1 protein-coding gene is annotated in these 1,137 nt (G+C 62.8%); it reads left to right on the top strand.

The window, feature by feature from the left end; all coding sequences use genetic code 11:
• Positions 1-10 precede the first annotated feature (10 nt).
• The coding region (hemA, locus tag K9B32_RS28815; RefSeq protein WP_224568787.1) for a 5-aminolevulinate synthase at positions 11-1,137 on the top strand (1,127 nt) is incomplete at its 3' end.

Below are 1,137 nucleotides of genomic sequence, written 5' to 3'. Positions count from 1 at the left end.
GGAGCAGATGATGGATTTCGAAGCGTTCTTTAAAAACGAGTTGGACGGGCTTCACAGCGAAGGCCGTTATCGCGTTTTTGCCGATCTCGAGCGTCACCGCGGCAGCTTTCCGCGCGCCACGCGGCACACGGCGGACGGTCCGAAAGAAGTCACGGTCTGGTGCTCCAACGACTATCTCGGCATGGGTCAGAACCCGAAGGTGATCGAGGCGATGAAGAACGCCATCGACCACTGTGGCGCGGGTGCGGGAGGCACCCGGAATATCTCTGGCACCACCCACTACCACGTTCTGCTCGAGCGCGAGCTGGCCGAGCTGCACGGCAAGGAAGCGGCGCTGATCTTCACCTCGGGCTATGTGTCCAACTGGGCCGCGCTCGGCACCCTCGGCGCCAAGATCCCCGGCCTCATCATTTTCTCCGATGCGCTGAACCACGCCTCGATGATCGAGGGCATCCGCTATGCCAAGTGCGAGAAGGTGATCTGGAAGCACAACGACATCCACGATCTCGAAGCCAAGCTGGCGGCTGCCGATCCGACGGCGCCGAAGCTGATCGCCTTCGAATCCGTCTATTCGATGGATGGCGATATCGCGCCGATCAAGGAGATCTGCGATCTCGCCGACAAGTACGGCGCGATGACCTATCTCGACGAAGTGCATGCCGTCGGCATGTACGGGCCGCGCGGCGGCGGCATTGCCGAGCGCGAAGGGCTGATGGATCGCCTGACCGTCATCGAAGGCACGCTCGGCAAGGCGTTCGGTGTCATGGGTGGCTACATCGCCGCATCGACCGCACTTTGCGACTTCATCCGCTCCTTCGCCTCCGGCTTCATCTTCACGACGGCGCTGCCGCCGGCGCTCGCTGCCGGTGCGGTGGCCTCGATCCAGCATCTGAAGGTCAGCCCTTTCGAGCGGGCGCGGCATCAGGATCGGGTCCGCAAGCTGAGGGCGCTGCTCGATCAGCGTGGCATCCCGCATATGCCCAATCCGAGCCATATCGTCCCTGTGATGGTCGGCGATGCCGCCAAGTGCAAGTGGATCTCGGACCTGCTGCTCGACAATTGCGGCGTCTATGTGCAGCCGATCAACTACCCGACGGTGCCGAAGAAGACCGAGCGCCTGCGCATCACCCCGACACC

The organism is Rhizobium sp. 3T7 (assembly GCF_020166565.1).
Classification (GTDB): Bacteria; Pseudomonadota; Alphaproteobacteria; order Rhizobiales; family Rhizobiaceae; genus Rhizobium.
This window is presented reverse-complemented; position numbering and strand designations above follow the sequence as displayed.